The sequence below is a fragment of the Agromyces sp. Marseille-Q5079 genome (assembly GCF_051016555.1).
In the GTDB taxonomy this organism is placed as follows: domain Bacteria; phylum Actinomycetota; class Actinomycetes; order Actinomycetales; family Microbacteriaceae; genus Agromyces.
Genome location: NZ_JBPEJF010000008.1, coordinates 71,841 through 97,333, shown reverse-complemented (window position 1 = coordinate 97,333; position 25,493 = coordinate 71,841). Strand labels below are relative to the sequence as shown.

At 70.7% G+C, this 25,493-nt stretch carries 21 protein-coding genes; 17 read left to right on the top strand and 4 right to left on the bottom strand.

The genetic code is table 11. The features are described from left to right. A complete protein-coding gene (locus ACR3IO_RS16335) occupies positions 1 to 1,836 on the bottom strand; it encodes an AMP-dependent synthetase/ligase (protein ID WP_434072284.1) in 1,836 nt (611 codons plus the stop codon). Positions 1,837 to 1,994: 158 nt separating this feature from the next. Here ACR3IO_RS16335 and ACR3IO_RS16330 point away from each other — a divergent pair, with 158 nt between their 5' ends. The 3 genes from ACR3IO_RS16330 to ACR3IO_RS16320 all read left to right on the top strand — a co-directional run bounded on the left by ACR3IO_RS16330 (position 1,995) and on the right by ACR3IO_RS16320 (position 5,134). After that, positions 1,995 to 2,951: an ROK family glucokinase gene (locus ACR3IO_RS16330; protein WP_434072283.1), complete on the top strand. Its 957-nt coding sequence runs from the start codon at positions 1,995 to 1,997 to the stop codon at positions 2,949 to 2,951. Positions 2,952 to 2,993: 42 nt separating this feature from the next. Next, positions 2,994 to 3,683 (top strand): lysophospholipid acyltransferase family protein, encoded by a 690-nt coding sequence (locus ACR3IO_RS16325; protein WP_434072282.1) that lies wholly within the window; start codon positions 2,994 to 2,996, stop codon positions 3,681 to 3,683. Positions 3,684 to 3,763: 80 nt separating this feature from the next. Further along, positions 3,764 to 5,134, top strand: a complete 1,371-nt coding sequence (locus tag ACR3IO_RS16320) for a class II 3-deoxy-7-phosphoheptulonate synthase (RefSeq protein ID WP_434072281.1) — start codon at positions 3,764 to 3,766, stop codon at positions 5,132 to 5,134. Positions 5,135 to 5,249: 115 nt separating this feature from the next. On the opposite strand, the gene pknB is transcribed toward ACR3IO_RS16320, so the two are convergent. After that, the gene (gene pknB / locus ACR3IO_RS16315; RefSeq protein WP_434072280.1) at positions 5,250 to 7,190 is read right to left on the bottom strand and encodes a Stk1 family PASTA domain-containing Ser/Thr kinase; all 1,941 of its coding nucleotides are present in this window, start codon (positions 7,188 to 7,190) and stop codon (positions 5,250 to 5,252) included. Positions 7,191 to 7,322: 132 nt separating this feature from the next. Continuing rightward, positions 7,323 to 8,483 (bottom strand): LysM peptidoglycan-binding domain-containing protein, encoded by a 1,161-nt coding sequence (locus tag ACR3IO_RS16310; RefSeq protein ID WP_434072279.1) that lies wholly within the window; start codon positions 8,481 to 8,483, stop codon positions 7,323 to 7,325. Between the two features lie 173 nt (positions 8,484 to 8,656). On the opposite strand from ACR3IO_RS16310, the gene ACR3IO_RS16305 reads away from it, so the two are divergent. Next, entirely contained in the window at positions 8,657 to 9,010 is a 354-nt protein-coding gene (locus ACR3IO_RS16305; protein ID WP_434072278.1) for an Rv2175c family DNA-binding protein, read from the top strand. A 64-nt stretch (positions 9,011 to 9,074) separates the two neighbouring features. Here the strand turns inward: ACR3IO_RS16305 and ACR3IO_RS16300 are convergent, their stop codons facing one another. Beyond that, a complete protein-coding gene (locus ACR3IO_RS16300) occupies positions 9,075 to 10,187 on the bottom strand; it encodes a polyprenyl synthetase family protein (RefSeq protein WP_434072277.1) in 1,113 nt (370 codons plus the stop codon). Between the two features lie 74 nt (positions 10,188 to 10,261). On the opposite strand from ACR3IO_RS16300, the gene ACR3IO_RS16295 reads away from it, so the two are divergent. From ACR3IO_RS16295 to ACR3IO_RS16235, 13 genes are all read left to right on the top strand, one after another. After that, a complete protein-coding gene (locus ACR3IO_RS16295; protein WP_434072276.1) occupies positions 10,262 to 10,648 on the top strand; it encodes a DUF3040 domain-containing protein in 387 nt (128 codons plus the stop codon). Between the two features lie 333 nt (positions 10,649 to 10,981). Continuing rightward, on the top strand, positions 10,982 to 11,413 hold the full coding sequence (mraZ, locus tag ACR3IO_RS16290) for a division/cell wall cluster transcriptional repressor MraZ (protein WP_434072275.1): 432 nt from the start codon (positions 10,982 to 10,984) through the stop codon (positions 11,411 to 11,413). A gap of 103 nt (positions 11,414 to 11,516) precedes the next feature. Then, a complete protein-coding gene (gene rsmH, locus ACR3IO_RS16285) occupies positions 11,517 to 12,470 on the top strand; it encodes a 16S rRNA (cytosine(1402)-N(4))-methyltransferase RsmH (protein WP_434072274.1) in 954 nt (317 codons plus the stop codon). Next, a complete protein-coding gene (locus ACR3IO_RS16280) occupies positions 12,467 to 13,054 on the top strand; it encodes a hypothetical protein (protein ID WP_434072273.1) in 588 nt (195 codons plus the stop codon). The genes rsmH and ACR3IO_RS16280 overlap by 4 nt, the downstream gene beginning before the upstream one ends. A 27-nt stretch (positions 13,055 to 13,081) precedes the next feature. Next, the gene (locus ACR3IO_RS16275; protein ID WP_434072272.1) at positions 13,082 to 14,890 is read left to right on the top strand and encodes a peptidoglycan D,D-transpeptidase FtsI family protein; all 1,809 of its coding nucleotides are present in this window, start codon (positions 13,082 to 13,084) and stop codon (positions 14,888 to 14,890) included. A gap of 13 nt (positions 14,891 to 14,903) precedes the next feature. Continuing rightward, entirely contained in the window at positions 14,904 to 16,451 is a 1,548-nt protein-coding gene (locus tag ACR3IO_RS16270) for a Mur ligase family protein (protein WP_434072271.1), read from the top strand. Continuing rightward, a complete protein-coding gene (locus ACR3IO_RS16265) occupies positions 16,448 to 17,860 on the top strand; it encodes a UDP-N-acetylmuramoyl-tripeptide--D-alanyl-D-alanine ligase (RefSeq protein ID WP_434072270.1) in 1,413 nt (470 codons plus the stop codon). The genes ACR3IO_RS16270 and ACR3IO_RS16265 overlap by 4 nt, the downstream gene beginning before the upstream one ends. Beyond that, positions 17,857 to 18,954, top strand: coding sequence for a phospho-N-acetylmuramoyl-pentapeptide-transferase (gene mraY, locus ACR3IO_RS16260; RefSeq protein WP_434072269.1), 1,098 nt, complete (start codon positions 17,857 to 17,859; stop codon positions 18,952 to 18,954). The genes ACR3IO_RS16265 and mraY overlap by 4 nt, the downstream gene beginning before the upstream one ends. Next, complete coding sequence (murD, locus tag ACR3IO_RS16255) at positions 18,951 to 20,489, top strand: UDP-N-acetylmuramoyl-L-alanine--D-glutamate ligase (RefSeq protein WP_434072268.1); 1,539 nt, start codon at positions 18,951 to 18,953, stop codon at positions 20,487 to 20,489. Before mraY ends, murD begins: the two co-directional genes overlap by 4 nt. Next, positions 20,449 to 21,699, top strand: a complete 1,251-nt coding sequence (gene ftsW / locus ACR3IO_RS16250; RefSeq protein ID WP_434072267.1) for a putative lipid II flippase FtsW — start codon at positions 20,449 to 20,451, stop codon at positions 21,697 to 21,699. Before murD ends, ftsW begins: the two co-directional genes overlap by 41 nt. Further along, entirely contained in the window at positions 21,696 to 22,796 is a 1,101-nt protein-coding gene (gene murG / locus ACR3IO_RS16245; RefSeq protein ID WP_434072266.1) for an undecaprenyldiphospho-muramoylpentapeptide beta-N-acetylglucosaminyltransferase, read from the top strand. The genes ftsW and murG overlap by 4 nt, the downstream gene beginning before the upstream one ends. A gap of 99 nt (positions 22,797 to 22,895) precedes the next feature. Beyond that, a complete protein-coding gene (gene murC, locus ACR3IO_RS16240) occupies positions 22,896 to 24,299 on the top strand; it encodes a UDP-N-acetylmuramate--L-alanine ligase (protein ID WP_434072265.1) in 1,404 nt (467 codons plus the stop codon). 13 nt (positions 24,300 to 24,312) lie between these two features. Beyond that, the gene (locus tag ACR3IO_RS16235; RefSeq protein ID WP_434072264.1) at positions 24,313 to 25,395 is read left to right on the top strand and encodes an FtsQ-type POTRA domain-containing protein; all 1,083 of its coding nucleotides are present in this window, start codon (positions 24,313 to 24,315) and stop codon (positions 25,393 to 25,395) included. Positions 25,396 to 25,493 lie beyond the last annotated feature (98 nt).

Sequence of the window (25,493 nt, the reverse complement as noted above, 5' to 3'; positions counted from 1 at the left end):
TCAGCGGATGATCGAGTGGCCTTCGGTCGCCGGCGCGCCGGAGTACATCGCCTCGATCTGGGGTGCGAAGTCCGAGAGGATCACGTTGCGCTTGATGCTGAGCTTCGGCGTGAGGTGCCCACTCGCCTCGGTGAGGTCGATGGGGAGGATCGCGAACTTGCGGATCGACTCCGCCCGCGACACGTTCTCGTTCGCCGTGTCGATCGCCCGCTGGACCTCCGCGAGCACCGCGGGGTTGGCCGTGGCCTCCTCGACGCTCATGCCCGCGTCCTCGCCGTTGTTGTTCAGCCAGACGGGGAGCATCTCGGGGTCGAGCGTGACGAGCGCGGAGATGAACGGCTTCTGGTCACCGACCACGACGACCTGACCGACCAGCGGGTTCGCGCGGATCGGGTCCTCGAGCGCCGCGGGGGAGACGTTCTTGCCGCCCGCGGTGACGATGATCTCCTTCTTGCGCCCGGTGATGGTGAGGAAGCCCTCGTCGTCGAACGCACCGAGGTCGCCGGTCTTGAACCATTCGCCGTCGAACGCCTCGGCGGTCGCCTCGGGGTTGTTCCAGTACCCCTTGAAGACGTCGACGCCCTTCACCTGGATCTCGCCGTCGTCGGCGATGCGCACCGAGACGCCGGGCAGCGCCGGGCCGACCGTGCCGATCTTGGATCGGGTCGCGAGGTTCACCGTCGCGGGCGCGGTGGTCTCGGTGAGGCCGTAGCCCTCGAGGATCGTGATGCCGAGGGCGTGGTAGAAGTGCCCGAGGCGAGGGCCGAGCGGCGCCGAACCGGACACGGCGTACTTCACGTTGCCGCCCATCGCCGCACGCAGCTTGGAGAACACGAGGGTGTCGTAGAGCTTGAACTTGAGCTTCAGGGCGAGCGAGATCGGCGTCCCGGCCTCCTTCGCGGTCGAGTACGCCACGGCGGTCTCGGCTGCGGCCCGGAAGATCTTGCCCTTGCCGCCGGCCTCTGCCTTCTGCTCGGAGACGTTGTAGACCTTCTCGAACACCCTGGGCACGGCAAGGAGGAAGGTCGGCTTGAAGCTCGCCAGCGAGGGGAGGAGCTGCCGCGTGTCGGCCTGGTGCCCGACCCGGACGCCGGCATGCACGGAGAGCACGGCGATGAATCGCGCGAACACGTGCGCCGTGGTGATGAACAGCAGCGTGGAGGCGCCGTCCGGGTCGGCCACGACGTCCTTGAGCGCGACCGCGGCGTTGCGGGAGAGCTCGACGAAGTTCGAGTGCGTGAGCACGCACCCCTTCGGCTTGCCGGTCGAGCCGGACGTGTAGATGAGCGTCGCGATGTCGGACCCGACGGCCAGATTGCGACGACGCTCGATCTCCTCATCGGGAACCGCAGTGCCGCCGGCGGCGAGCTTGTCGAGGTCGCCGAGGTCGATCTGCCAGACGCTGCCGATCGCGGGCAGGTCGGGGTGCACCTCGTCGAATCGCGTGAAGTGGTCGGCGGTCTCGAGGATGACTGCGGTCGCGCCGGAGTCGCTGAGGCTCCAGCGAACCTGCGCGGGCGAGTTCGTCTCGTAGACGGGCACGAGGATGCCGCCGGCGAACCACATCGCGAAGTCGATGAGGGTCCACTCGTAGCGGACCTTGCTCATGAGGCCGACCTTGTCGCCCGGCTGGACGCCGGCGGCGACGAAGCCCTTCGCGAGGGCGATGACCTGGTCGTAGAACTCGCGAGTGGTCACGGGGGACCAGCCGCCGTCGGAGGTCGGCAACGAGAAGAGGACGGAATCGGGCGTCGCCGCGACGCGCTGGACCAACAGGTCGGTCACGTTCGCTTCGGGGTCGGCGGGAACCACGACAGGGGTATCGAACTGGATCACGGTAGCTCCTTCGGCACCGGTAAGTCGTACTGGGGCAACGGTCGGTGTAGGGGGTTCGACCGGTCTATTACACTCTAGTGGTTGCCCTGTCGCCGGCCCGTCTCGAAACGTGGCCCGCAGGCGCTCCGACACTTCCATCCACGGAAAGGCGCTCCACCGTGCACGCGATCGGCATCGACATCGGCGGAACCAAGATCGCGGGCGCGGTCGTCGACGAGGCGGGCGCGATCGTCCGTCACGAGCGCGTGCCCACCCCCGCCGGTGATGCCGCGCTCCTCGAGGACGCCGTCGTCGAGATGATCCAGACCCTGTCCGACGGCGTCGACGCGGCGGATGTCGCGGTCGGCGTCGCCGCGGCCGGCTTCATCGATGCGGCGCAGTCCACGGTCTACTACGCACCCAACATCGACTGGCGCAACGAGCCCTTCCGGGCCAAGCTCGAGGCACGTGTCGGCGGCACCGTCGTCGTCGACAACGATGCGAACGCCGCAGGCTGGGCCGAGTTCCGGTTCGGCGCGGGCCGGCTGGTGAGCGACATGGTCATGCTCACCATCGGAACGGGCGTCGGCGGAGCGATCGTGACCGGCGACCGGCTGTTCCGCGGCGGATTCGGTGCGGGGGCCGAGCTGGGGCACCTGCGCGTGGTGCCGGGCGGGCTTCCCTGCGGATGCGGCCAGCGCGGCTGCCTCGAGATGTACGGGTCGGGTCGAGCGCTGCTCCGGCTCGCGAACGAGATCGCCGACGCGGGAGGCATCGGCCTCCAGCTGGCTCGCGCGCGCGACGCGAACGGCGCACTCGACGGCCGGATCGTCGGCGCGATGATCGAGTCCGAGGATCCCGGAGCGATCGCGGCACTGCGTCAGCTCGGACACTGGCTCGGCGAGGCCGCGGCGTCGCTCTCGGCCGTGCTCGATCCGCAGCGGTTCGTGTTCGGCGGCGGCGTCGCCTCGGCGGGCGAACTGCTGCTCGGCCCCATCCGCGAGGCGTACACCGAGCACCTTCCGGCCCGCGGCTACCACCCCGAGCCAGACTTCGTCATCGCCGAGCTCGTCAACGACGCGGGCGTCGTGGGTGCGGCCGACCTCGCGCGCGTCTGGGTGGCCGAGCACGCCTGATCCGCGGCGGCGGTAGGGTTCAAGCGGCGGGAAGGACGATCGATGTTCTACTGGATCATGAAACACATCGTGGTGGGGCCGATCCTGCTCGCGATCTTCCGGCCGTGGATCGTCGGTCTCGAGAATGTTCCCAAGACCGGTCCGGTCGTGCTCGCGAGCAATCACCTCTCGTTCATCGACTCGATCTTCCTGCCGCTGGTCGTCGACCGCCAGGTCGTGTTCCTCGCCAAGAGCGAGTACTTCACGGGCAAGGGCCTCAAGGGCTGGGCCACCAAGATGTTCTTCCAGGCCGCGGGCCAGCTGCCCATCGACCGTTCCGGCGGCAAGGCGTCGGAGGCGTCGTTGGAGACGGGTCTCCGCGTGCTCGGCGGCGGAGGCATCCTCGGCATCTACCCCGAGGGCACGCGCAGCCCCGACGCACGTCTCTATCGGGGGCGCACCGGGGTGGCCCGCATGGTGCTCGAAGCCGGCGTCCCGGTGATCCCGGTCGCGATGATCGGCACCGAGACCGTCATGCCCATCGGCACGAGATTGCCCAAGGTGCGCCGCATCGGCATCATCATCGGCGAACCGATCGACTTCACCAGGTTCGACGGCCTCGAGGGCGATCGCTTCGTGTTGCGTTCCGTGACCGACGAGCTCGTGCACTCGCTCCGCAGCCTGAGCGGGCAGGAGTACCTCGACGTCTACGCGAGCTCGGTGCGAGAGCAGCGCGCCGCGCAATCGGGGTAGGCTCGATCTGCGGTGGCGCGTTCGTGCCGCCGGTCTCGTTCTCCCCGGCGCATCGCGCCCCGAACCCTCAGGACATATCCGTGGTACAGCTCGTCGAGCCCGTCGTCAATGCAGATCCCTCCGTGATCGACGGCCTCGACTATTGGCGCACGCTGCCGATCAAGCAGCAGCCGGTCTGGCCCGACTCGGTGGCCGCCGCCGCGGCATCCGCCGAGCTCGCCTCGCTGCCCCCGCTGGTGTTCGCGGGCGAGGTCGACAACCTCCGCGACCGTCTCGCGGCGGCGTCGCAGGGCAAGGCGTTCCTCCTGCAGGGCGGCGACTGCGCCGAGACCTTCGCGGGGGCGACGGCCGACCAGATCCGCAACCGGGTGAAGACCGTGCTGCAGATGGCGGTCGTGCTCACGTACGGCGCGTCGATGCCGGTCGTCAAGATGGGCCGCATGGCGGGGCAGTTCGCCAAGCCGCGCTCGAGCGACAGCGAGACGCGCGGCGATGTCACCCTCCCGGCCTACCGGGGCGACATCGTCAACGGATACGACTTCACGCCGGAGTCCCGCCAGGCCGACCCCGCTCGCCTGGTGCGCGGGTACCACATGGCCGCGTCGACGCTGAACCTCATCCGCGCCTTCACGCAGGGCGGGTTCGCCGACCTGCGGCAGGTGCACTCGTGGAACCAGGGCTTCGCCGCGAACCCGGCGAACGCCCGCTACGAGATCATGGCGCGCGACATCGACCGCGCGGTGAAGTTCATGGACGCCTGCGGCGCCGACTTCGAGGCGCTTCGGCACACCGAGTTCTTCACCGGCCACGAGGGCCTGCTCATGGACTACGAGCGTCCGATGACGCGCATCGACTCGCGTACCGGAACCCCGTACGACACGTCGGCGCACTTCATCTGGATCGGCGAGCGCACCCGCGACCTCGACGGCGCACACGTCGACTTCCTGTCCCGGGTGCGCAACCCGATCGGCGTGAAGCTCGGTCCGACGACGTCGCCCGAGACCATGCTCGAGCTCATCGACAAGCTCGACCCGAATCGCGAGCCCGGCCGGCTCACCTTCATCACGCGCATGGGCGCCGGCAAGATCCGCGACGGCCTGCCGCCGCTGCTCGAGGCCATCAAGGCCAGCGATGCCACGCCGCTCTGGGTCACCGACCCGATGCACGGCAACGGCATCACCACGCCGAACGGCTACAAGACGCGTCGGTTCGACGACGTGGTCGACGAGGTCAAGGGCTTCTTCGAGGCGCACCGGGCGGCCGGCACGAATCCCGGCGGCATCCACGTCGAGCTCACCGGTGACGATGTCACCGAGTGCCTCGGCGGTTCGGAGCACATCGATGAGGAGACGCTCGCGACGCGCTACGAGTCCCTCTGCGACCCGCGCCTGAACCACATGCAGTCGCTCGAGCTCGCGTTCCTGGTTGCCGAGGAGCTCTCGGCACGCTGATCGCCGCAGGCGCGCGGCATCCGGTCGTCACCGATCGGATGCCGCGCGCATCTGCGCACCCTCCGCGCATTCGCCCGGGAGGCGTTCATGCGCGATCCCGCCGAGGGTTCGTGCGTCAGAAACCGGCGAAGTTGACGGACACCGTCGAACCGCGAAGCGCCGTGGCGCCGGCCTCGGGATCGGTCTTCGAGACGACGAAGGCGTTCGGTGCGACATCCGCGAGCAGGTTGTAGTCGATCTCGAAGCCGGCATCCCTCAGCTCGGCGCTGGCCTCGCCCCAGTTCTTGCCGACGACGTCGGGGACCGCGACGAGGTCGGGACCCTTCGAGACGGTGAGCACGACCTTCGACCCGGGAACCATGGGGTCCTCGGTCCAGTCGGCCGTCTTGACGTGGTCGGCGGGCACCTCGTTGTCGAACACGGGGTCGTTGTACTCGACGGTGAGCCCGGCGTCGGTGAGCTTGGACTCGGCCTCGCCGGCGGGGAGCCCTTCGACCGGCGGAACCGCGCCGACCGAGACGACGAGGGTGACCTTGCCACGCTCGGCGTACTGGCCGGAGAGCGGTGCGCCGTCGGCGTCGAGCGCGGCGATGACCAGGCCGGATTCGACGTCGCCGGAGAACTGCTCGACCGAGGTCTTCGCCACGGCGAAGTCCGACAGCTGCGCACGGGCGTCGGCTTCGGGCAGCCCGACCACGTCGGGAACCGCGAGGATGGCCGGACCGGTCGAGACGTAGAGGGTGACCTTCGATCCGCGGTTCACCTGCTCGCCCTCGGCGGGGTCGGTGCCCGAGACGGAACCGGCGGGCACCACCGGGTCGTTCCGTTCGGCGTCGGCGACCTGGAACCCGGCGTCCTCGAGTGCGGCGTGGGCCTCCTCCGACGACAACCCGGCGGTGGGCGGAACCGCGGCGAGCGACCCGGGGCCGCTTCCGAAGTACCAGCCGGTGCCGGCTGCGAGGCCGGTGAGCAGGAGAACCAGCGCGAGGATCCAGTAGCCGCGCCGACGCCGGCGCGACGAGGCGGTCATGAGCGCCGCGGCATCGGGGCCGCCGCCGTCGGCGTCGGAGGCCGGAGGGCTCGCCGTCGTCGGCGTGGCGACGTGACCGGCGGTCAGGGCCGCCCCGTTCAGCACCGTCGTGGCCGCCGTCGGGTTCGAACGCGAGGGCACGCCCGAGAGCACCATCGTCGACGTGGGATCGAGGACGCCGTGCCGGATCGCCGGCTCGACCTCGCGCAGCCGGTCGAGCATCTCGCGCGCGTCGCGGGGTCGTGCTTCGGGATCGCGCGTGGTGGCCCAGAGCACGAGCTCGTCGAGCTCGGCCGGAACCGAGGCGTTCTTGGTGCTCGGCATCGGCACCTGGTCGTTCGCGTGCTGGTAGGCGATCGCCATCGGCGCCTCGCCCACGTACGGCTGTTCGCCGGTCAGCATCTCGTACATCATGATGCCGACGGCGTAGATGTCGCTTCGGGCGTCGGCGACGCCGCGGGTCACGAGCTCGGGGGAGAGGTAGGCGATCGTGCCGAGCAGGGCCTGGCCCGTCGCCGTGTTCGCGCTGGCCGCGCGGGCCAGGCCGAAGTCGCCGAGCTTGATGCGCCCGTCGTCGGCGAGGAGCACGTTCTCGGGCTTGAGGTCGCGATGCACGATGCCGGCCTTGTGCGCGGCGGCGAGCCCGGCGAGCACGGCGTCCATGATGTCGGCGGTCTGCTCGGGCGTGAGCCGCTTGTAGTCCTTCAGGAGGTCGCGAAGGGTGATGCCCGGGAGGTACTCCATGACGAGGTACGCCATGTCGGCGTCCTGGCCCTGGTCGAACACGTTGACGACGTTCGGGTGGGCGAGGCGTGCGGCCGAACGGGCCTCCTGCACGAATCGGGTCTTGAACGTGTTGTCGTCGGCGAGGTGGCCGTGCATGATCTTGATCGCGACCCGGCGCTCGAGCCTGAGGTCGGTCGCGAGGTAGACCGTGGCCATGCCGCCGCGCGCGATGCGCGAGCGCACCTGGTACCGGCCGTCGATGAGACGGCCGATCATCGGGTCGACGGGCGCGGTGGTCACTCCACGAGTGTACGAACTCCCGCATGCCTGAAGCCGACTACACACCGATCACCGCCCGATCGAAACGGGTTCGTGATCCGCCGGATGCCGCGCGCCCTCCGTTCGCGGCGCCGAGGCGGCTCGGAGAGGGCCTCAGCCGAGGTCGGCGAGCCAGACCCGCGCGGCGTTCACCCACTTGGCGTAGTGCTCCGGATGCGCCGACTTCTGCACGGCCTGCGCCGCGACATCCGCGGGCATGTCCTGCCAGCCCTTCAGATCGAGGAGGCCGGGGGCGCGGCCGACGTTCGGCCCGTCGGGTCCGCCGTAGAACGCCCGTGCGGCGCGAGCCGGATCGACGACCTCCTCAGCGGTGCCCCACCCCTGGCTCGGGCGCTGCTGGAACAGGCCGAGCGAGTCCCGATCGCCCGAAGGCACGTTGCGCAGGCCGGACTCCTGTGCCGCCGCGACGAGCGCGGCCAGGATGCCGCCGTCGGGCACGCCGGTGCTGCGGCCGACGTCGATGATGAGCTGCGCGTTCTGCCGCATCTCGTCGGTGAGCGTCGCCGGGCGGTCGGGCGCCGGGGCGGGTGCCGGTGCCGGTGCCGGGGCCGGCGCGGTCTCGGCGACCGGCGTCGCCGCGACCGGCTCGGGCGCGGGCACGGGCTGCGCGGGTGGTGCGGATGCGACGGCGCCCGCCGGGGGGATCACGATCGACTCGCCCGGGAAGATCAGGCTCGAACGACCCAGTCCGTTCGCGCTGAGGACCTGCGCGACATCCACCCCGTACCGCTCGGCGATGCCGCTGATCGTGTCGCCGGCCACCACCGTGTGCCGCGCGAGATCGGGCGCCGGCGGCGGCTCCTCGGCGGCGGGCGGCGCACCGCCCGGCAGGGCGAGACGCTGGCCGGGGAAGATGAGGCTCGACCAGCCGAGCCCGTTCGCGGCGAGCAACTCCGCGGTCGCCAGCCCGTACCGCTCGGCGATGCCGCTGACGGTGTCGCCTTCGGCGACCGTCACCTCCGCGGGCGCGGAGACGGCCGCGACCGTCGCGGCGCGCCTCTCGCCGGCCGTGCTCGCCTTCGCCTTCGCCTGCCGCTTCGACGTCTGCGGGGCGGCATCCGCCGGCTGGACGATGCCGAGCGTGACGGCGACCGCGCCGACCATCGCGATCGGGATCGTGAGGACCCGGCGGAGACCGCCTCCACGTCGTCGTGCGGCAGCAGCGCGATTCCGTCGCGTCCCGGTCTCGCCGCCGACCGGCGGATCGATCGCGCGCTCCTCGGAATCCCGGAGTCCATCGGCCCGGTTCGCCATTCTGCCCCCTCAGCAACCCCATCGGCGTTGGCGCCACGGTTCCACAGGCGTCATGGCGAGTCAACGTCCTCGGCGCGTGTCCTCGGGAGTGGTTCGATTCGGGCGAGTCGGCCCGCTCGACCCGCGGCGCACGACGGTTCCGGTGGAGGCGCTGCGCTGGCTAGGCTTGTTCCGTGACCGATGCGACTGCGCCCGATGCGAACGCCACCGAGTGGCTGACCGTGCCCGACCTCGTCGAACTCCTCGACTCCACGCCCAGCAGGGTGCGTCGCCTGATCGACGACCGGCACCTGCTCGCGGCGCGCATCGACGGCGTGCTGAAGGTGCCGGCGGACTTCATCCGCGACGGGGCTCCGCTCCCCGAGCTGCACGGCACGGCGATCGTGCTCGGCGACGGCGGGTTCAGCGACAGCGAGGCGCTCGACTGGCTGCTGAACGAAGACGACAGCCTCGGCACGACGCCGATCGCGGCGCTCCGCGCCGGGCGCAAGGCCGAGGTCCGGCGGGTGGCGCAGGCCCTGGCCTGAGCCCCGGCCGTCCCGGCGGCACGACTCCCTCGCCCGCTCGCCCCGCGCGGGGTCGTGGTCGGGATCAGCTCGAGCGTCGGCTCACCGTCGTGGCGAGCGCATCGAGCTCGGTCCTGGCCGCATCGCCGAGCGGTGCGTCGGCGAGCGCGCCGCGTGCTCGTGCGACCTCGCGCGCGATGAGGCCCTCGATCTCGTCGACGGCACCGCAGTCGAGGATGGTGCGCTGGAGCATCCGGATCTGGGTCTCGTCGAGGTCGGGATCGCCGAGGAGTTCGTCGAGCAGCCCGCGGGGGCCTGCTGCGAGCCGTTCGCGCGCAACGGCGATCAGCATGGTGCGCTTGCCCTCCCGGAGGTCGTCGCCGCTGGGCTTGCCCGTGACCTCGGGATCGCCGAACACGCCGAGCAGGTCGTCGCGGAGCTGGTAGGCGATGCCGAGCGGGAGTCCGAACTCGCGCAGCGCCCTGATCTGGGTCGACGAGCCGCCGGCGATCAGTCCGCCGAGTGCGAGGGGTGCCTCGACGGAGTACTTCGCCGCCTTGTAGGTGATGACGCGCTCGGCGATCTCCCGCTGCTCGTCATCGCCCCGCCGATGCCAGGACTGCTCCGCGAGGATGTCGAGGTACTGGCCCGCGGTGACCTCGGTGCGCATGCGCACGAATTCGGCGCGGGCCGCGCGGGCCGCGCCGCGATCGGGCATCGCGTCGAGGCCCTCGTCGAGCAGCTCGTCGCTCCAGCCGAGGATGAGGTCGCCGAGCAGGATCGCGGACGCGCTCCCGAACTCGTCGGCGCGTCGGAGCCAGCCGGAATTGTCGTGCAGGCGCTCGAAGAGCCGGTGCGCCGAGGGCGCCCCGCGGCGGGTGTCGGAACGGTCGATGATGTCGTCGTGGATCAGGGCGGCGGCGTGGAACAGCTCCAGCGCCGCGGCGGCCGAGACGACGGGGGAGCGGTCGCGCTCGTCGGTGTCGGCGAAGGGGTCGAATCCGGTGCCGCTCACGGCCTCCCAGCCCCAGTAGCAGAACAGCGCCCGGAAACGCTTGCCGCCGCTGAGAAAGCGCCTTGAGAACTCGTCGAGCGGCTCCAGGTCGGCGCTGATCGAGCGGAGAATGGTGGTGCGCTCGTCGAGGAACGAGTCGATGCGCGCTTGAACAAGATCGACAAGTCGAGAACTGTGAGCCACCCGCCTAGCCTAGCGAGGCCGGGCGGCGCTAGAATGGCCCCGGATGCGTCGGTCCCGAGCCTGAGGGGAAAGAGATGCCGCTTTCAGAGCAGGAGCAACGTCTTCTCGAGGAGATGGAGCGGAACCTCTACCGCAATGATGCGGACTTCGTCCATGCGGTCGGAGGGGTACGCGGTCGTCGCCCGAACTACCGGGCCATCGTCCTCGGTGTGTTGCTCGCCGTCGCCGGTGCTGGAGCGCTCATCGCGGGTGTGGCGCTGCAGGCCCTCATCATCGGCGTCGTCGGATTCGCCCTGATGTTCGCCGGCGTCCTCGTGGCCACCACGCCCTCGAAGCGCGGCGCGGCTGCGCCGGCGCCCACCGAGAGCGGCACCGCCGGAAAGCCGAAGGGACATCAGTCCGCCGGCTTCATGGATCGCCTCAACGAACGCTGGGACCGCCGCCAGGAGCGCGGCGACTGATCCCCTCCACCTTCCTCCACGACTGAACGGGTCGATCTTCGGATCGGCCCGTTTTCGCGTTCCCGGACCGTTTCTTCACGGGCGCTGGTGCGCTCACCGACCATTCGGGCCGATCCGGTCCGGGCGCTGAGGCACGCGCCGGCCACCTGACGCCCGCCGAGGCACTCCGGCGCGCCGTGATCGCTCCATCTTCCTCCACCGCGAAGATCCCCGTCTTTCCGGCGATCTCCGGCCGAGATCGCGGTTCAAGCGTGCGGATGTCGTTGATCCGTGGATGAGAGTGGAGTAAAGTGGGGTCACCTGGATCCTGGTCGGAGGAAAGGGGGTGGTGCGGTGTTCCTCGGGACCTACGAGCCGAAGCTCGACGAGAAGGGCCGCGTCATTCTTCCGGCCAAGTACCGGGACGAGCTCTCCACCGGACTCGTGCTCACGCGCGGTCAGGAACGCTGCATCTACGTGTTCAGCGCGCGGGAGTTCGAACAGATGAACGAGAAGATCCGCCAAGCCCCGGTGACGAGCAAGCAAGCGCGCGACTACATGCGCGTCTTCCTGTCGGGCGCATCTGCGGAGACCCCCGACAAGCAGCACCGGATCACCATCCCCGCGACGCTTCGCAGCTACGCGGGCCTCGACCGCGACCTCACGGTCATCGGCGCAGGCAGTCGGGTGGAGATCTGGGATGCCACAGCGTGGCAGACGTACCTCGCTGAGCAGGAGGCGGCCTTCGCAGAGACGGCGGAGGAGGTGATTCCCGGGCTCTTCTAGCCCGACGGATTGCGACGCCCAGCCGTGCGCGCCTGCTGCACTTCCCCGCAACAGGACGAACGGATGGGGATCGGAATCCGTCGGACACGAACCCGAAGGCATCATGGACATCGAACACATCCACACCCCGGTCATGCTCGAGCGAACGCTCGAGCTCCTCGAACCCGCGCTCGGTCGCGACGGCGCGGTCGCCGTCGATGCGACGCTCGGCATGGGCGGCCACACCGCCGCCATGCTGGAGCGCTTCCCGTCGCTGACCGTGATCGGCCTCGATCGCGACACCGACGCGCTGGCGATCGCACGCGAGCGCCTCGCCCGTTTCGGCGACCGCGCACGCTTCGTGCACACGGTGTACGACGGCATCGCGGACGCCATCGACTCCGAGGGGTACGACGAGGTCGATGCGGTGCTCTTCGACCTCGGCGTCTCGTCGCTGCAGCTCGACCGAGCCGAGCGCGGCTTCGCGTACTCGAAGGATGCGCCGCTGGACATGCGCATGGACGGCACCACGGGGCGCACCGCTGCGGACATCATCGCGACGTACTCCGAGACCGAACTGCGGCACATCTTCCAGGACTTCGGCGAGGAGAAGCTCTCCGGACGCTACGCGAAGGCGATCGTGCAGGCCCGTGACTCCCAGCCGATCACGCGCTCGGCCGAGCTCGTCGCGATCATCACGGCGGCCACCCCGGTCGCCGTGCAACGTCAGGGGCACCCCGCCAAGCGCGTCTTCCAGGCGCTGCGCATCGAGGTCAACGAGGAGCTGTCGGTGCTGCAGCGGGCCATGCCCGCCGCGCTCGAGACCCTGAACGTGGGCGGTCGCATCGTCGTGCTGGCCTACCAGTCGCTCGAGGACCGCATCGTCAAGCGCGTGCTGCAGACGGCCACGTCGTCGTCGGCGCCGGCCGGGCTCCCGATGGAACTGCCGGAGCACCGGCCGTACTTCAAGCTGCTCGTGCGCGGTGCCGAGCTGGCGAGCGAGGACGAGCAGGCCGAGAACCCGAGGGCCAAGCCCGTGCGACTGCGCGCGGCCGAGCGAGTGAGGAGGGCGTCATGACGGCACTGCCGGTCCACGGCGCCCCGAGTCCGGCTCGGCGCCGCACGTGGGTCCCCGAGATCCTCCGACCCGTGCCCGCCGGAGCGAGCCGGCCCAAGCCCCGCATCGCCTACGCGGTGATCGCGATCAGCGGCGTCGTCATGATCGCGCTCGCGCAGCTGCTGCTCTCGATCGCCGTCACCCAGGGCGCGTACGAGATCGACGGATACGAGACCAGCCAGGCGAAGCTCTCGCGCGAGCAGCAGAGGCTCGCTGAGGACCTCGATCGCGTGGAGTCGCCGCAGTACCTGGCGAAGAACGCCGAGGCGCTCGGCATGGTCCCGAACACCAATCCCGTGTTCCTCCGGCTCAGCGACGGCGCGGTGCTCGGCCAGCCGGCGAGCGCGGCCGGCGGCACCGTGGCATCCGCTGCACTCGTTCCGAATGTGCTGATCGACGGCGTGCCGCTCGTGACCGAGCAGCACGCGGGGGAGACTGCACCCGTGGGCGGACACGGCGCGGCAGTCGAGGCGCCGGCGGCGGGAGCCGCGGTACCGGCGCCGCCGCCCGCGAGTGATTCGCTGCCGACGCCGACCACGCACTGATCCACCGCTCCACCTGAAAGGCCGCAGATGAACCGCATCAGCAGACATCCGATGCGGCGCATCCTCGCCGCCGGCGTCCTCCTGGTGCTGCTCGTCGCGGTCTTCGTCGTGCGGCTGATCGACATCCAGGTCGTGCGGGCGTCGGCGCTCAACGAGCAGGCCGCCGAGGTGCGTTCGACCGCACCCATCACGGTGTTCGGCGCGCGCGGCGACATCCTCGACCGCAACGGCACGGTGCTCGCCGACAGCGTGATGCGCTACGACGTCGCCCTCTCGCCGAAGAACGCGAAGAAGGGGCCGGTCGCGCGCGAGGAGCCCGACCCCGCCGACCCGGCGAAGAAGGTCCGGGTCGAGGTGCCGCTCGAGCAGACCGCCGCCCAGCTCGGCGAGGTCGTCGGACTCACGGGCGACCAGGTGCTCGGCATCATCACCGCGGCGCTGGCGGAGGACGCCGACTCCGACTTCGCATACGTGGCCAAGCTCGTCGACGTCGACACATACGAGAAGGTCCGGGCACTCGACATCCCCTGGGTCGTGCAGTACGCGCATCCCAGCCGGAGCTACCCCAACGGGGCCGTCGCCGGCAACCTGCTCGGGTTCGTGGATCCCGACGGCGAGGCCGTCGCCGGCCTGGAGCTCGGCGAGGACGAGTGCCTCGCGGGCCAGGACGGCGAGGTGACTTACATCCCGAGCCTCGAGGACTGGGTGGAGATCCCGGGCACGGAGGTCGTGCACGAGCAGGCGAAGAACGGCGGCACGCTGGAGCTCACGATCGATTCCGACCTGCAGTGGGAGGTGCAGCGCATCGCCGAGGCGCAGCGGCTCGCGGTGGGAGCGCAGTGGGCCACCGTCACCGTCATGGAGGCGAAGACCGGCAAGCTCCTCGCCGTCGCCGACGTGCCCACGGTCGATCCCAACGACCCCGGCGCCACCGATTCGGCCGATCGCGGGTCGCGCACCTTCACGGCGCCGTTCGAGCCCGGCTCGACGTTCAAGGCCATCACCGCGGCATCCCTCGAGGACGCCGGCCTCGCGAACCCGCTGAGCCAAGTCATGGCCGGGTACTCCTACGATGCGCCGAACGGCGCGAACTTCCGCGACAGCTTCTACCACGACGACACGCCGTACACGCTCACGGGCGCGCTCATCGACTCCTCGAACACCGCCACCGCGAAGTTCGGCGAGCAGATGTCGGATCAGGCGCGCTTCGAGTACATGCAGAAGTTCGGCCTGGGTCGGGTGAGCGAGGTCGGATTCCCCGGCGAGGAATCCGGTGACCTGCACGGCGGCCCCGACGAGTGGGACAACCAGACCAAGTACACGACCATGTTCGGCCAGGGTCTGACCACGACCGCGGTGCAGATCGCGAGCGCCTACCAGGCCATCGCGAACGACGGCGTGCGCATGCCCGTGCAGCTCGTCGAGGGCTGCACCGACGCCGAGGGGGAGACGACCTCGCCCGAGGTGAAGGGCACTCGCGTGCTCAGCGAGCAGGCCTCGCGCGAGACGACCGAGATGCTCGAGAACGTCTACACCAAGGGCTGGCTCGCCGACCAGTGGAACATCCCGGGCTACCGGGTGGCGGCGAAGACCGGCACCGCGCAGGTCGCCGACGGCAACGGCGGGTACCTCCCCGGGTATCTGGTCTCCGTCTCGGGCTACGCTCCGGCCGACGATCCGGAGTTCGTCGTTTCGGTGAGCATCATGGATCCCGTTAAGATGAATTCGTCCGCCGCATCCGCTCCCGTGTTCCAACAGGTCATGAGCCAGGTGCTGAAGAAGTATCGGACCATTCCATCCGGCGCTCCGGCGCCCGACCTGCCAGCAACCTGGTGAGAAAGTTGGGTTCGTGACCGGATCGCCTCCCACGGCCCTCCGGCCGCAGCATCCCGCGCCTCGATCGCTCCGCACCCTGGCGGAGCAGTTCGAGCTCGAGGTGCGCGGCGATCTCGACGACCTCGAGACCACCGGCGTCGTGCTCTCGTCGAACGCCGTGAGGCATGGCGACCTCTACGTGGGCGTTCCCGGGCGCAACGCCCACGGCGCCCAGTACGCCGCCGCCGCACGCGACGCCGGCGCCGTCGCCGTCCTGACGGACGCCGCGGGCGCGGAGATCGCGGCCGACTCGGGTCTCCCGGTGCTCGTCGCCGACGACGCGCGGGCGGCGCTCGGTTCGATCGCGGCCTGGATCCATCGCACCGAGGAGAACCCGGCAACGACGTTCGCGGTCACCGGCACGAACGGCAAGACCAGCGTCGTCTACCTCCTCTACGGCATCCTCCGCCAACTCGGCGTGACCGCGGGTCTCACGTCGACGGCTGAGCGGCGCATCGGCGACGAGGCCGTCACGAGCTCGCTCACGACGCCCGAGGCGAGCGAGCTGCACGCGCTGCTCGCCCGCATGCGCGAGGTCGACGTGCGCGCCGTCGGCATCGAGGTCTCGGCGCAGGCGCTGTCGCGGCACCGTGTCGACGGGCTCGTGTTCGACGTCTCGGGCTTCACGAACCTCACGCACGACCACCTCGACGACTACCCGTCGATGGAGGTCTACTACGAGGCCAAGCGCGAGCTGTTCCAGCCGGGTCGCTCGCGTCGCGCGGTCGTGACCGTCGACTCCGAGTGGGGCCGGCGTCTCGCCGACGAGGCCGGCGTGCCGGTCACGACGCTGACGACGAAGCCCGACGTCGTGGCCGACTGGCGCATCACGGTGCTCGACGAGCAGCCCGCGCACACCACGTTCCTCCTCGAGGGTCCCGACGACCTCCGGCTCGAGACCCGCGTGCCGCTGCTCGGCTGGTACATGGCCGCCAACGCGGCGCTCGCGATCGTGATGCTGGTCGACGCCGGCTACGAGCTCGCCGACATCCGGTCGGCGCTCGATCGCGATGGCGGCATCGAGGCCTACATCCCGGGGCGCGCCGAGCGCATCTCGGGGGAGCGCGGACCGATCGTCTACATCGACTACGGCCACAGCCCCGATGCGTTCCTGCAGACGCTCGACGCGATCCGCCGCACGACGAGCGGCCGCGTGATCATGGTGTTCGGAGCCGACGGCGACCGCGACACCACCAAGCGCGCCGACATGGGGGCCATCGCCGCCCGCGGCGCCGACGTCGTCGTCATCACCGACTTCCATCCGCGGTGGGAGGACCCGGCGGCCATCCGCGCGGCGCTCATCGAGGGCGCCAGGGCGGCCGTGCCCGACCGCGAGATCCACGAGATCGCCGATCCGCGCGCCGCGTTCCGTGCCGCGCTCGCCCTCGCGGGCGACGACGATGCGATCCTCTACGCCGGCCCGGGCCATGAGGACTACCACGAAGTGAAAGGCGTCAAGATCCCCTACTCAGCACGAGACGACGCGCGTACCGCGCTCCGAGAGGCGGGTTGGCTCGCATGATCGCCCTGACCCTCCGCGAGATCGCCGACGCGGTCGGCGGCTCGCTCCGCCTCCGATCCACGGATGCCGCGCCCGAGACCGTCATCGACGGCACCGTCACCACCGACTCGCGTGAGATCGCGGCCGGCGACGTGTTCTTCGCCAAGCGCGGCGAGTTCGACGACGGCCACCGCTTCGCGCCTGCGGCGACGCAGCAGGGTGCGGCGCTGCTCGTCGTCGAGCACGAGCTGGAACTCGAGGTCCCGCAGATCGTCGTCGCGGACTCGGTCCTCGCCCTCGGCGAACTGGCGACCGTGGTCGTCGCGCGCGTGCGCGAGGCCGGCGACCTGAAGATCGTCGGCGTCACCGGCTCGAACGGCAAGACGACGACGAAGAACCTCCTCCGTGCCGTCCTCGAGCACGTCGGCCCCACGGTCGCGGCGAGGGCCTCGTACAACAACGAGGTCGGCGCGCCGATCACGATGCTCTCCCTCGAGGCCGACACCAGGTTCCTCGTCGCCGAGATGGGCGCCTCCGGCGTCGGCGAGATCGCCCGGCTCGTGCGCATGGCCCGGCCCGACATCGGCATCGTCCTGAAGGTCGGCCTCGCGCACGCCGGTGAGTTCGGCGGCATCGAGCAGACGGTGCGTGCGAAGTCCGAGATGGTCACCGACCTCCTGCCGACGGATGTCGCGGTGCTGAACCTCGACGACCCGAGGGTCGCCTCGATGGCACCGCTGACGAAGGCCAGGGTGCTCACGTTCGGGCTCGGAGCCGCCGCCGACGTGCGCGCGACCGAGGTCGTCGTGCATGCTCGCGGAACGGAGTTCACGGTCCACGTCCCCGGCGGCGAGTCCGCTCGAGTCCGCTTCGGCGTGCTCGGCGAGCACCACGTGATGAACGCGCTGGCGACCGTCGCGGCATCCGTCGAACTCGGCGTCCCCCTCGCCGACATCGTCGCCGCGCTCGAGTCGGTCACGCTGGCCGAGCGCTGGCGCATGCAGGTCATGGGCGGGCGCGACGGCATCACGATCATCAACGACGCGTACAACGCGAGCCCCGACTCCATGAGCGCCGCGCTCAAGACCCTCGCGCAGGTGCAGACGCCCGGCACGCGGACCATCGCCGTGCTCGGCGAGATGAGCGAGCTGGGGGAGTTCTCGGGCGAAGAGCACGACCGCATCGGCCTGCTCGCCGTGCGACTCGGCGTCTCGCAGCTCGTCGTCGTCGGGCAGGGAGCGAGGCGACTGCACATCACGACGATCAACGAGGGGTCGTGGGACGGCGAGTCCGCCTACGTCGAGACGGCCGACGAGGCCTACGACCTCGTCGTGGCCGCAGCCCGGCCCGGAGACACCGTGCTGGTGAAATCGTCGAATTCGGCGGGCCTCCGCCACCTCGGCGACCGACTGGGAGAATGGTTCTCGTGAGAGCACTGCTGAGCGCCGGGGCGTTGTCGCTCGCCTTCACGCTGTTTCTGACCCCCCTGTTCATCCGACTCTTCGTCCGGCTCGGCTGGGGGCAGTTCATCCGCGACGACGGTCCGCAGAGCCATCACGTCAAGCGCGGCACGCCCACGATGGGCGGCATCGTCTTCATCCTGGGCACCGTCTTCGGCTACTTCGCGGCGACCCTGGTCATCAGCAACGAGATGCCCACGGCCAGCGGCCTGCTCGTGCTGTTCATGATGATCGGGCTCGGCCTCGTCGGGTTCCTCGACGACTTCCTGAAGACGCGCCGCAAGCAGAGCCTCGGGCTCGGCGGGTGGGCGAAGGTTGCGGGGCAGACGGCGGTCGCCGCCGCGTTCGCGCTGCTCGCGATCAACTTCCCGAACGACGAGAACGTCACGCCGGCCGACACGCAGATCTCCTTCATCCGCGATCTCCCGCTCGACTTCATGGTGTTCGGCACGATCGCGGGCACGATCCTGTACGTGATCTGGATCTGCCTCATCACGGCCGCCGCGTCGAACGGCGTCAACGTGACCGACGGACTCGACGGCCTCGCAGGCGGCGCCTCGGTGCTCGCGATCGGATCCTTCATCTTCATCGGCTTCTGGCAGTTCAACCAGTCGCTGTTCAGCCCGACCCTGAACCCGAGCGACGCGTACCGCGCGTACGACGTGCGCGACCCGCTCGACATCGCGATCGTCGCGTCGGCGATCGTCGGCGGGCTCATCGGGTTCCTCTGGTGGAACACGAATCCGGCGAAGATCTACATGGGCGACACCGGCTCGCTCGCGCTCGGCGGCGCGTTGGCGGCCCTGGCGATCCTGAGCCACACCGAGCTGCTGCTCGTGCTCATCGGCGGCATCTTCGTGATCGAGGCGGGCTCGGTCATCGTGCAGCGCGCCTACTTCAAGATGACCGGTGGCAAACGCATCTTCCTCATGAGCCCGATCCATCATCACTTCGAGTTGAAGGGATGGGCGGAGGTCACGATCGTCGTGCGGTTCTGGCTGATCGCCGGCATGTTCGTCGCGGCCGGCGTCGGCGCCTTCTACTTCGAGTGGCTCCAGCGATGACCGTTCCGGATGCCGCGGCCGAGCGCCTGGACGCGCTCACGAGCTGGCACTCCGACTGGAAGGGCCTGCGCGTCGTCGTGCTGGGGGCCGGCGTCACCGGCTTCGCGGTGGCCGACACCCTCTCCGAACTCGGGGCCGAGGTGCTCCTCGTGGCCTCGTCCGTCGACGACGACCGGGCGAGGATCCTCGACGTCATCGGGGTGCGGGTGCTGCGGCATCCGCTCGACTCGGTTCCCGACGAGGTCGTCGCCTTCGCTCCCGAGGTCGTCGTGGCGTCGCCCGGCTTCCACCCCGACAACGCCGTGCTCGACTGGGCGCCCGGCGCGGGGGTCGCCGTCTGGGGGGACATCGAACTGGCGTGGCGCGTTCGCGACAAGGTGAACGCGGCGGAGTGGATCCTGGTGACGGGAACCAACGGCAAGACCACCACGACCCAGTTGGCGGCGACGCTGCTGGCGGCGAACGGGTTGCGAGCCGCGCCCTGCGGCAACATCGGCGTGCCCGTGCTCGACGCGGTGCGCGACCCGAGCGGCTTCGACGTGCTCGTGGTGGAGCTCTCGAGCTACCAGCTCCACGCGCTGCCGACCGAGGGCCCCGGTGCGCTGCACCCGGTCTCGAGCGTCTGCCTGAACGTCGCCGACGACCACCTCGACTGGCACGGCGGGGCCGACGCCTACCGCGCGGCCAAGGGCAAGGTCTACGCGAACACGCGGATCGCCTGCGTGTACAACCGGGCCGACGAGGCGACGCGACGCATGGTCGAGGACGCCGACGTCGAGGTGGGCGCCCGTGCCATCGGGTTCGGCCTCGACGTTCCCGGCCCGAGCGACTTCGGGGTGGTCGAGGGCATCCTCTGCGACCGGGCCTTCCTCGAGGAGCGGCACTCGTCGGCGCTCGAGATCATCACGGTCGACGAGCTCGAGCCGCAGGGCCTCGCCGTCCTGCACGTCGTCGCGAACATCCTCGCCGCCTCGGCGCTGGTGCGCGCCGTCGGCGTGCCCGTGGGCGTGATCCACGACGCCCTGGGCGGATTCCGGCTCGACCACCACCGCATCGAGACCGTCGAGCATGCCGGCGGCATCCGCTGGGTCGACGATTCCAAGGCCACGAACCCGCACGCCGCCGAGGCGTCGCTGCGCGCCTATCCGAGCATCGTGTGGATCGTCGGCGGCCTCCTCAAGGGGGTCGACGTCGACGGACTCGTCGCCGCGCACGCGTCGCGGCTTCGTGCGGCGGTCGTGATCGGCGTCGATCGTTCCGCGCTCGTGGCCGCGTTCGCCCGACACGCGCCCGACGTGCCGCTCTTCGAGGTCGACCACGCCGACACTGGAACGGTGATGTCGCGGGCGGTCGCGATCGCCGAGTCGAAGGCCGAGGCCGGGGACACGGTGCTCCTGGCTCCCGCGGCGGCCTCGATGGACCAGTTCGCCGATTACGCCGATCGCGGCCGTTCCTTCCAGAAGGCCGTCCGGGAACGAGCAGGAGGTGGTGCGGATGGCGACCCCGCCGCAGGCACCCCCGACAGCGGAGTCTGAGCGCAGGGGCGTCGCCGCCCGGATCCGGCTCGGACGCGTGTTCCGCGTCGAGTCGAAGGACTACGTTCTGCTGCTCAGCACGACGGTCTTCCTCGTGCTGTTCGGCCTCGTCATGGTGCTCTCCTCGTCGACGGTCGAGTCGCGCCTGGAGGACGGCGACTTCTTCGTCCAGGCCGCGCGACAGGGCATGTTCGCCGTCATCGGACTTCCGCTCATGCTCATCGCGAGCCGGCTGCCCGAGCGGTTCTGGCTCCGCATCGCGTGGCCGACCCTCATCTTCTCCTGCGCGCTGCAGCTGCTCGTGGTGGCGACGCCGCTCGGCATCGAGGTCGGCGGCAACACGAACTGGCTGGCGTTCGGGCCGGTGCAGCTCCAGCCCTCCGAGCTCATCAAGGTCGCGCTCGTGCTCTGGCTCGGGCTCATCGTGACGAAGAAGCAGGCCCATCTCGGCGACTTCAAGAAGGGCATCCTCCCGATCCTGCTCGTCGGCAGCGCATCGATCGGCCTCGTCCTGCTCGGCGGCGACCTCGGAACCGTCATGATCATGGGGTCGATGCTCCTCGGGGCGCTCTTCCTCGTGGGCGTGCGGTTCCGGCTGCTCCTGCCGCCCGTCCTGCTGAGCGCGGCGGTGTTCGTGATCGTCGCGGTCTCCAGTGACAGCCGGATGCGCCGCATCAGCGCGTTCCTCCAGGAGAACTGCGGCGAGGGCAACAGCGACGACTGCTGGCAGATCCAGCACGGCCGGTTCGCCCTGGCCAACGGCGGCGTGTTCGGCGTCGGCCTCGGCAATTCGACGGCGAAGTGGTCGTGGCTGCCCGCGGCCGACAACGACTTCATCTTCGCGATCATCGGCGAGGAACTGGGGCTGATCGGGGCGATCGTCGTCATCGCCCTGTTCGTCCTGCTCGCGGTGGCGTTCGCGCGCGTACTGCGGTCGGCGCAGACGCCGTTCGCGAAGACGGTCACGGCGTCCGTGATGGTGTGGGTGATCGGCCAGGCATGTGTCAACATCGGAGTCGTGCTCGGTGTCTTCCCTGTCCTCGGTGTCCCACTCCCGCTCGTCTCCGCCGGCGGTACCGCCCTCGTGACCACGCTCTGCGCGATCGGTGTCGTCCTCTCCGTCGCTCGTGACCCTGAGGCGACCGCCCGGGCGGCTGCGAGGGCCGCGGCGCGCGTCGCGCCGCGCGCGGCCGCGGGTCGCCGCCGATGACCGTCCACCTCCTCGCCGGCGGTGGCACCGCCGGCCACGTCAATCCGCTGCTCGCGGTCGCCGATCATCTGCGCGAACGCGACGCCGGCGCCGAGGTCCTGGTGCTCGGCACGGCCGAGGGGTTGGAGTCCAGGCTCGTCCCGGCGCGCGGGTACGAGCTCCTCACGATCGCGAAGGTGCCGTTCCCGCGCCGCCCGAACGGGGCGGCCGTCCGCTTCCCGAATCGGTTCCGGCAGTCCGTCGCCGACGTGCAGGCGATCATCGCCGACCGGCAGGTCGACGTGGTCGTGGGATTCGGCGGCTACGTGTCGACGCCCGCGTACCTCGCGGCGCGCCGTCTCGGCGTTCCGATCGCCATCCACGAAGCCAATGCGAAGCCCGGCCTCGCGAACCGGTTGGGCTCGCGCTGGGCGCAGGCGGTCGGCGTCGCGTTCACCGGAACGCCGCTGCGTCACGCCGAGGTGGTCGGCATGCCGCTTCGACGCGAGATCGCCGAACTCGACCGCGCGTCGCAGCGTCGATCGGCCGCGGAGTTCTTCGACCTCGATCCCGACCGGCCGATCCTGCTCGCCACCGGCGGTTCGCTCGGGGCCCGCCGCATCAACCGCACGATGGTCGACTCGGCGGCCGCCATCACGGGGGCCGGCTGGCAGGTGCTGCACATCACCGGGGCGAAGTCCGAGGTCTCCGACCCGGCGATCCCCGGGTACCGCATGCTCGAGTACGCCGATCGCATGGACCTCGCCCTCTCCGTCGCGGATGTCGCGGTCTCCCGCGCCGGTGCCGCGACGGTCTGCGAACTCTCGGCGCTCGGCATCCCCTCGGTGCTCGTGCCGTATCCGGTCGGCAACGGGGAGCAGCGCCACAACGCCGCCGAGGTGGTGGGCGCCGGTGGCGCCCTCCTCGTCGACGACGCGTCCTTCACGCCCGACCTGGTGCGCACCCGGCTCCTCCCGCTCCTCGCGTCGCCGCAGAGCGTCGCGGACATGGCCGTTGCCGCGGCATCCGTCGGGCGGCGCGACGGCACCGAGCGGATGGTCGGCCTCGTCGACGCCGCACTCGGCGCGGGTGCCGACGGCACCCCGTCCGGCGCGTAACGTGGAGGTGACGGATGCCGCGGCATCCGCACCTCGAGACTCCGAACCGCGGCATCCTCGATGCCGCACCCGCCACCTGAGCCCGAAGAAAGCAACGACGTGACCATCAAGCCCGATCTGACCACCCCGATCCCGTCGAGCCTCGGCGCCGTGCACTTCGTGGGAATCGGCGGCTCCGGCATGAGCGGCATCGCACGCCTGCTGATCGGCGAGGGTCACCGGGTGACCGGCTCCGACGTGCGCGACTCGGCGAACATCGCGGCGCTGCGCGAGCTCGGTGCCGAGATCGCCATCGGCCATGCCGCGGCGAACCTCCGCGACGACGTCGACACGGTCGTGGTCACGGGCGCCCTCTGGCAGGACAATCCCGAGTACCAGCTCGCGCTCTCGCGCGGCCTGCCGGTCCTGCACCGCTCCCACGCCCTCGCGGCGCTGATCGCCGGTCGTCGACTCGTCTCGGTGGCGGGTGCGCACGGCAAGACGACGTCGACCGGCATGATCGTCACCGCCCTCCGCGCGCTCGGCGCCGATCCGAGCTTCGTCAACGGCGGCGTGCTCGCCGATCTCGGCGTGAGCTCGGCCGCGGGCGCCGGCGAGCTCTTCGTCGTCGAGGCCGACGAGTCCGACGGCTCGTTCCTGCTCTACGACACCGCAGTGGCCCTCATCACGAACGTCGATCCCGACCACCTCGACCACTACGGGTCCCGCGACGCGTTCGAGCAGGCGTTCGTCGAGTTCGCCGACCGCGCGAGCGAGCTCGTCGTGATCTCCAGCGACGATCCGGGCGCGGTGCGCGTGACCGCGCGGCTCTCGAACGAGCGCGTGGTCACGTTCGGCGAGGCGTCGGATGCCACGGTGCGACTGCACTCCATCGTGACCGAGGGTCCCGTGGCGTTCAGCGTCTCGTACGAGGGCGTCGACTACTCGGGTCGGCTCCGCGTGCCGGGGCGGCACAACGCGGTGAACGCCGCGGGAGCGTTCGCGGTGCTCGTCGGACTCGGGTTCGATCCCGCGGCGTCCCTCGCCGGCATCGAGGGCTTCTCCGGCACGGGCCGCAGGTTCGAACTGCACGGCACGGTCGGCGGCGTGAGCGTCTACGACGACTACGCCCACCACCCGACCGAGGTCGCGGCGGCCCTCTCGGCCGCGCGCACCGTCGTGGGCGAGGGACGCATCATCGCCGTGCACCAGCCGCACACGTACAGCCGCACGCAGGCGTTCGCGAAGGAGTTCGCGGAGGTGCTGGAGCAGTACGCCGACGAGACCGTCGTGCTCGACGTCTATGGCGCACGCGAAGACCCCGTTCCCGGGGTGACGGGCGAGCTCGTGAGCGAGCGGTTCGCCGACCCGTCGCACGTGGCCTTCCTCGCCGACTGGCAGGAGGCGGCCGACCACACGGCCCGCATCGCGCAGGCGGGCGACTACGTGATCACCCTCGGGTGCGGCGACGTGTATCGCATCGTTCCGCAGCTGCTCGGCTCGCTCGAGCGGGAGCGCGGATGAGGGTGCGCGCCGCGTGAAGCGGCCGCAGGGATTCGACGGGCCGGCGCCGCCGCGCGCGGCGTCGAAGCCGAGCAGCGGAGACGGTTCGCGGTCCACGGCGAGGCCGGCACCGTCGCGAGCCGGCGCCCCGGCGCAGCGTGCGACACCCCTGTCGGGCGCGCGGGGGCCGCTCGCTTCCGGTACGGCGGTCGGCCAGGGGAAGGGCGCCGATCCGACGCCCACCCCGCGCATCGCGGTCGAGGACACCGGCCTCGCGACTTCGGCGAAGCGGAGTGGAGCGGATGCGCCCGAGCTCGTCGCATCCGCGTCGACGCCCGCGACGACGGCCCGCGGCCGTTGGGGGTCCCGCCGGGCGGTCGCCGCAGCGGCGAGGGAACGCCGCCGGTACGAGCGGGCGGAGGTACGCCGGTTCACGGTGCGCTCGAGGCGTCGCCGACTCGCCTGGACGGTGGCGCTCGGCACGCTGGCCGCGCTCGTGGCCGTGGTCGTGATCAGTGCGTACTCGCCGCTCATGGCGCTGCGGGAGGTGCGCGTCGAGGGCGCCTCGCGGGTGCCGGCCGACGCCGTCGTCGAGGCGTTCGATCCGATGCTGGGCACGCCGCTGACGATGCTGGATCGCGACGAGGTGCAGGCCGCGCTCGCGTCGTTCCCGCTCATCGAGACCTATCAGGTCGAGGCCGTCCCGCCGGGCACGCTCGTCGTGCGCCTCGTCGAGCGCACCCCGGTCGGCGTCATCGAGACCTCCGACGGGCTCGCCCTGGTCGATGCCGCGGGCGTCGTCATCGAGCGGCCGGATGCCAGGCCCGACGGACAGCCGCTGATCACCGTCGAGGGCGGCGTGACGGGTGACGGCTTCCGCGCCGTCGCGGCGGTCGTGCGGAGCCTCCCGGCCGAGGTCCGCGGCATGCTGACGGGTGCGAGCGCGGAGACGGTCGACGACGTGCAGCTCGAGCTCGGCGACACGCGAGTGGTCTGGGGGAGTGCCGAGGAGTCCTCGCTGAAGGCGGCCGTGCTCGCGGGGCTCATGCGGGCCGCCCCACCCGGCACGGTCTCGGAGTACGACGTGTCGGCGCCGATGAGCCCGGTGACGCGATGAGCCGGGCCTCCGGGGCCCCCGCGGGTGCCCGCCGGAGTCGACCGATCGAGGGGGTTCGCGACACGCCCGTGCGCCTTGCGGCGCGGCGTGCGGAGTCC